The sequence below is a fragment of the Nocardiopsis sp. TNDT3 genome (genome assembly GCF_003427465.1).
GTDB classification, from domain to species: domain Bacteria; phylum Actinomycetota; class Actinomycetes; order Streptosporangiales; family Streptosporangiaceae; genus Nocardiopsis; species Nocardiopsis dassonvillei.
Window position 1 is genome coordinate 1 of the sequence record NZ_QPFC01000021.1, and the last position, 5,937, is coordinate 5,937.

The window sequence follows — 5,937 nt, forward strand, 5'->3', positions numbered from 1 at the left end:
GCCGACGGGGACTACTCCGTACGCGAGGCGGCGCACGTCCTCAACCGCGACCCCGCCATCTCCACCGGGCAGCGCCGCCTGTTCGCCTTCATCCGCGCCAGCGGAATGGTCTCCCCGGACGACGACGTGCCCAGGGCCCGGCACGAACGCCACCTGCGCCTGCGGCCCACGTCCTACGACCACCCCCGCACGGGCAGGCGCGTGCCGGGGAGACCGCAGCTGCGGGTCACCGCCGAGGGTCTGCGGTACCTCCACCGGAGGCTGGCCGGACACGCGTCCCCGGCCCTGGACGAGGCGGCGTAGGGCCCGCGGGGCGCACGCCGCGTCCGCCACCGCCCGCGGGCACGGTGCGGAACGCGCCCGGCGGCGCGCGCCAGAACCCTCGCGCGTGCTCCCGGGCCCCCGGCGCGCGCCGGGGGCCCTCGCGCGTCAGGACAGGCGCAGGTCCACGCGGGCGGTCCCTGCCGGAACCGACACCAGGGTGCCGTCGTCGGTCACGGTGACCTCCGCCCCGGTGCCATCGGTCTCGGCCCCGCCAGTGCCGACCAGCAGCACCCGCCACCCGTGGGCCGGAGCGGCCCCGGCCTCCACGGTGACCCCGCCCCCCGAGCGCTCGGTCCGGAAGACCGCGGCGGCCGAGCCGTCGGCGGACGGCACGACCGTGGTGGTCGCCGTGGCCGCCTCCCCGGCACCGTACACGCGCAGGGTCAGCCCGTCCGTGTAGTCGTAGTCGGGCCGGTCGTCCACCGCGCCGACCGGCAGGACCGCGTTCGGCCGCACCAGCAGGGGCAGGGAGTCGAACCCGTGGGTCTCGCGGCGCCAGACCGGGCCCCGCACCGTCTCGCCCGTGATCAGGTGGGTCCACACGCCCTCGGGGACGTAGTACTCCACGGAGCCGTCCGCGCTCAGCACCGGGGCGACCAGCAGGTCCTCACCCAGCATGTACTGCGTGTCCAGGTGGTGGCAGGTCGGGTCGTCGGGGAACTCCAGCAGCATCGCGCGCATCACGGGCGTCCCCTCCCGGTGGGCCTGCACGGCCGCGCCGAACAGGTAGGGCATGAGCGCGCACTTGAGCCGGGTGAACACGCGGGCCACCTCGGTGGACTCCTCGTCGAAGTCCCACGGCACCCGGTAGGAGCGGCTGCCGTGCAGCCTGCTGTGCGAGGAGAGCAGGCCGAACGCGAGCCAGCGCTTGAACACCGCGGCGTCGGGGGTGCCCTCGAAGCCGCCGATGTCGTGGCTCCAGAACCCGAACCCCGACAGCCCCAGGGACAGGCCGCCGCGCAGGCTCTCCGCCATCGCCTCGAACGTCGAGGCGCAGTCGCCGCCCCAGTGCACCGGGAAGCTCTGCCCGCCCGCCGTGGCCGAGCGCGCGAACAGGACGGCCTCGCCCTCACCGCGCTCGCGCTTCAGCAGGTCGAACACCGTCTCGTTGTACAGGTGCGTGTAGTAGTTGTGCATGGCCTGCGGGTCGGAGCCGTCCGACCACACCACGTCGGTCGGCACCCGCTCGCCGAAGTCGGTCTTGAAGCAGTCCACACCCATGTCGAGCAGGACCTTGAGCTTTCCGGCGTACCACGCGCGGGCGTCGGCGGACGTGAAGTCCACCAGCGCCATCCCCGCCTGCCACATGTCCCACTGCCACACGGTCCCGTCCGGCCGCCGGACCAGGTGCCCCAGCCGGGAGCCCTCCTCGAACAGCGCCGACCGCTGGGCGATGTAGGGGTTGATCCACACGCAGGTCCGCAGCCCGCGCCCCTTGAGTCGGGAGAGCATGCCCACGGGATCGGGGAACAGCTCCGGGTCCCACTCGAAGTCGCACCAGTGGAACTCGCGCATCCAGAAGCAGTCGAAGTGGAACACGCTGAGCGGCACGCCCCGCTCCGCCATGCCGTCGATGAAGCGGTTGACCGTGTCCTCGTCGTAGGAGGTGGTGAACGACGTGGACAGCCACAGCCCGAACGACCACCGCGGCGGCAGCGCGGGGCGGCCGGTGAGCGCGGTGTACCGGGCCAGGATCTCCTTGGGGCTCTCCCCGTGGATCACGTAGTAGGTCAGGGCGTGGTCCTCCACGCTGAACTGCACGCGGCCCACCGACTCCGAGCCGACCTCGAACGACACCGGCCCCGAGTGCGCCACGAACACCCCGTAGCCCCGGTTGGTCAGGTAGAACGGCACGTTCTTGTAGGCCTGCTCGCTGCTCGTGCCGCCGTCGGCCTGCCAGATGTCCACGGTCTGGCCGTTGCGCGTGAACGGCGTGAACCGCTCGCCCATGCCGTACACCAGCTCGCGGATCCCCAGCGACAGCTGCCCGAGCATGTGGTGGGAGCCGTCCGCGTCCTCCATGAACGCGGTGCCCTTGGCGTCGGAGCCGGTCAGCACGGCGCCGCCCGCGCGGAACTCCATCCGCCAGGGGCCCTCGGTGGCCACCCGCAGCGACAGCTCCCCGCTGGTCAGCTCCACCGAGGAGCCGTCCCGCGCCACCGAGGGGGCGGCGCCGGGGTCGCTGCGCACGTCGAACTCCGGCGCGCGCCGGACCGAGCCCGCCAGGTGCGTGCTCCGCACACCGATCACACCGGGCGCGGGCGACCAGCAGTCCACCGTGATCAGCGGTGTGTTGAGCGTGTCCCCCCGGTGCCCGATCGGGCGCACCGGGGCGTAGAGGGTGAACCGGTCGTCGTGCACCCGCACGTCGCGGGCCTCGCGCGCGCGGTTGGCGCGCACGCCCTCCCTCATCTGCCAGAAGCCGTCGGTGAACTTCATGGGCGTCCCTTCCCTGTCGTCGTGGTCTCGGTTCGCCGGTGGTGCGGGCGGCGGGTCACTTGATCGACCCCCCGGAGATCCCGGCCGCCACGTATTTCTGCGCGACGACCAGGAGCACCGCCGCGGGGATCGAGGAGAGGACGGCCACGGCCATGACGGCGCCCCAGTCGCCGACGTGCGCGCCGATGTACTCGTAGATGCCGAGCGTCACGGGCTTGACCGCGTCGGTCGTGTTCAGCGTCAGCGCGAACAGGAAGTCCGACCACGCGAACAGGAAGGTGAACAGGCTGCCCGTGATCAGCGCGTTGCGGCTCATCGGCAGCACGATCGAGACCAGCACGCGCAGGCGTCCGCCGCCGTCGAGCATCCCGGCCTCCAGCACCTCCTCGGGGATGGACACCATGAACGCGCGCAGCAGGACGATCGTGAAGGGGATGCCCAGGGACGCGTCGGCCAGGATCAGCCCGAGGTAGGAGTTGACCAGGTCCAGTTCGACGTAGGCGTTGTACAGCGCGTTGGCCACGACGATGCCCGGGACCATCTGGGTGATCAGGGTGGCGAACACGACCGTCTCCGCGCCGCGCAGCCGGAACCGGGCCAGGGCGTAGGCCGCCGGGGCGGCCACCGCCAGGCAGACCGCGACCGCGCCGAGCGCCACCAGGATCGAGGTGAGCAGGTTGCCCGCCTGCGACTCCCAGGCCCGCTGGAAGTTGCCGAGGTCGAGCGTGCGCGGGAACCACCGCAGCTCCACCATCGCGGCGCCCGGTTGCAGCGCCGTGTTGACCATCCAGTACAGCGGGAACAGCAGCACGGCCAGGACCAGGACGCCGAACACCGCGCTCACGGCGTCGCCCCGCGCCCTGCGCGTCACGCGCGGGCGCCGGGGCCGCGCGGCGGCCGGTGCCCCGCCGCTCCGGGACGGGCCCGCCGGGGAGGGGGCGGTGCTCTCGGGTGCGGCGCTCATCGGGTGACACCTCCACGGTTGGCGCGCAGGTAGATGACCGCGAACACCATGCTGACGAGGATCAGGACGTTGCCGACCACGGCCCCCTGGCCGAAGTCGAGCTGGAGGAAGGACAGCTGGTAGGTGAGGGTGCCCAGGGTCTCCGTGGAGTGCGCCGGACCGCCGTTGGTCAGCGCCAGGATCAGGTCCAGGATCTTCACGGTCGACATGAAGCCCAGCACCAGCACCACGGTCACGACGGGCCGCAGCAGGGGCAGGGTCACCCCGAAGAAGGTGCGCAGCGGGCCCGCGCCGTCGAGCACGGCCGCCTCGCGCAGCTCCGCGGGGATCTCCTGTAGCCCGCCGTAGAGGATCACCATGTTGAAGGGGATGCCGATCCAGATGTTGACCAGCACCACCGACAGCAGCGCGAAGTCGGGGCTGCTCAGCCAGGGCACGGCCGACGACGTGATCTGGAGCGCCTGGAGCGACTCGTTCAGCACGCCGGTCTCCTGGTCCAGGACCCGGCGCCAGACGGTGCCGGCCACCACCATCGGGATCAGCCACGGCAGCAGGAGCAGGGACCGCATGATCCCCGACAGCGGGAAGCGGCGGCTGAAGAAGACCGCCAGCGCCATGCCGATGCAGAACTGCCCCGCCAGCGATCCCAGCGTGAACAGCAGGGTGTGCCACAGGGACGCGCCGAACAGCTCGTTGGCGAAGACCGCCCGCCAGTTCTCCAGCCCGTTGAACGGCGCCTCCCCCGTGAAGTACGTGGAGAAGGTGTAGTCCTGGAAGCTCATCGCCACGTTGCGGACCAGCGGGTACCCGAAGAACAGCAGCATGTACAGCAGCGCCGGGGCGACGAACAGCCACTTGGTGAGGTTCTGGCGCCCGCGCGCCGCGGTCGCCGTCCTCGCCGTCGCCGTGGGCCTCGTCCCCGTCGCCGTCATGACCGGGCCTCCAGCTCCGCCTCGACCCGCGCCTGGGCGCGTTCCATGGCCTCCCGCGGGCTCGCCTCGCCGGTGAGCGCCGCCTGGAGCGCGGTGCCGATGGCCTGGGAGTAGGCGTTCCACTCGGTGCCGGCGTGCTCGGTCCGGCTGCGCGCCGTGCGCACCTGGTCCACGAACGGGGCCAGTTCCGGGACCAGGTCGCGGTACTGCTCGGCCGCCCCGGTGTCCACGGGCACGTTGCTGCCCTTGGTGGACCAGTCCAGCTGCGCCTCGGCCGTGGTCAGGCAGGCCACGAGTTCGGCGGCCACGCGCTCGCGGTCGGGGTCCTCGGCGTTGACCGGCACGGTGAAGGTGGTCCCGCCGATCGGAGCCACCGAGGTGTCCCCGGCCTCGGGCACGGGGATCTCCGCCACGGCCCACTCCAGGTCGGGGTGCTCCTGGAGGACCGGCAGCTGCCAGGGGCCGTTCACCATCATGGCCGCGTTGCCCGCGATGAACTGGTCGTTGACGTCGGCCTGGGTCCAGTTGACCACCGAGGGGGAGACCGATCCCGCCTCGACCAGCGAGGTGACGTACTCCAGCGCCTCCACCGACTCCGGTGAGGCCAGCTCCCTCTCGTCGCCGCCGTTGGACCACAGCCACGGCAGGAACTGGTAGACGCCGTCCTCGGTGGCCAGGGCGCTGATCGCCAGGCCGTAGCGCCCGCCCCCGGTCAGCTCGGCGGCGGCCTCCTCCAGCTCCGCCCAGGTCCGGGGCGGGTCGATGCCCGCCTCCTCCAGGGCGGCCGCGTTGTAGAAGAGGCCGAGGGAGTTCACCGACCGGGCGGCGCCGTAGTACACGCCCTCGTAGCTGCCGATGGACAGCGCGCCCTCGGACAGGCCGTCCGTGGGTATGCCGAGTTCCTCCAGCGGTACCAGGCCCCCGGCCGCCGCGAACTGCGGCAGGTCCGAGCCGTCGAGGTTGAGCACGTCGGGGAGCGAGTCGGAGGAGGCCATCCGCAGGGCCTTGGGCACGAGCTGGTCGGCGGGCACGCTGATGTGGCGCACCTCCACGCCCACCTGTTCCCCGCAGGCGTCCATCGCCTCCTGGTCCCAGGTGTGGTAGGGCTCGTCGGTGCTGGAGTCCATGATGGTGTACACGCTCGGGTCGCGTTCGGCCGCGCAGCCGACTCCGGTCAGGGCGAGCGCCGCGGCGCAGGCGGCCGCCGACGCCGTTCGTAGCGGGCGGTGCGGGTGTCGGTACAGGTGTTCGCGCATGTCGGGGGGCCTTCTCGGCGGG

5 protein-coding genes are annotated in these 5,937 nt (G+C 72.2%); 1 reads left to right on the forward strand and 4 read right to left on the reverse strand.

Annotated elements, in window-relative coordinates:
- A partial coding sequence (locus DQW06_RS00505) for a phage antirepressor KilAC domain-containing protein (protein ID WP_198662350.1) occupies positions 1-303 on the forward strand: 303 nt, incomplete at its 5' end.
- Positions 304-429: 126 nt separating this feature from the next.
- Here the strand turns inward: DQW06_RS00505 and yicI are convergent.
- The 4 genes from yicI to DQW06_RS00525 are packed head-to-tail and all read right to left on the reverse strand — an operon-like array spanning position 430 to position 5,915.
- Entirely contained in the window at positions 430-2,763 is a 2,334-nt protein-coding gene (gene yicI / locus DQW06_RS00510) for an alpha-xylosidase (protein WP_013155917.1), read from the reverse strand.
- Between the two features lie 55 nt (positions 2,764-2,818).
- Entirely contained in the window at positions 2,819-3,727 is a 909-nt protein-coding gene (locus tag DQW06_RS00515) for a carbohydrate ABC transporter permease (RefSeq protein WP_013155918.1), read from the reverse strand.
- The gene (locus DQW06_RS00520) at positions 3,724-4,659 is read right to left on the reverse strand and encodes a carbohydrate ABC transporter permease (RefSeq protein ID WP_013155919.1); all 936 of its coding nucleotides are present in this window, start codon (positions 4,657-4,659) and stop codon (positions 3,724-3,726) included. The genes DQW06_RS00515 and DQW06_RS00520 overlap by 4 nt, the downstream gene beginning before the upstream one ends.
- On the reverse strand, positions 4,656-5,915 hold the full coding sequence (locus tag DQW06_RS00525; RefSeq protein WP_071621120.1) for a sugar ABC transporter substrate-binding protein: 1,260 nt from the start codon (positions 5,913-5,915) through the stop codon (positions 4,656-4,658). Before DQW06_RS00525 ends, DQW06_RS00520 begins: the two co-directional genes overlap by 4 nt.
- Positions 5,916-5,937 lie beyond the last annotated feature (22 nt).

Coding starts and splice junctions, on each gene's coding strand:
- DQW06_RS00515 (WP_013155918.1), bottom strand. CDS start 3,727: ATGAGCGCCGCACCCGAGAGCACCGCCCCCTCCCCGGCGGGCCCGTCC.
- DQW06_RS00525 (WP_071621120.1), bottom strand. CDS start 5,915: ATGCGCGAACACCTGTACCGACACCCGCACCGCCCGCTACGAACGGCG.
- DQW06_RS00520 (WP_013155919.1), bottom strand. CDS start 4,659: ATGACGGCGACGGGGACGAGGCCCACGGCGACGGCGAGGACGGCGACC.
- yicI (WP_013155917.1), bottom strand. CDS start 2,763: ATGAAGTTCACCGACGGCTTCTGGCAGATGAGGGAGGGCGTGCGCGCC.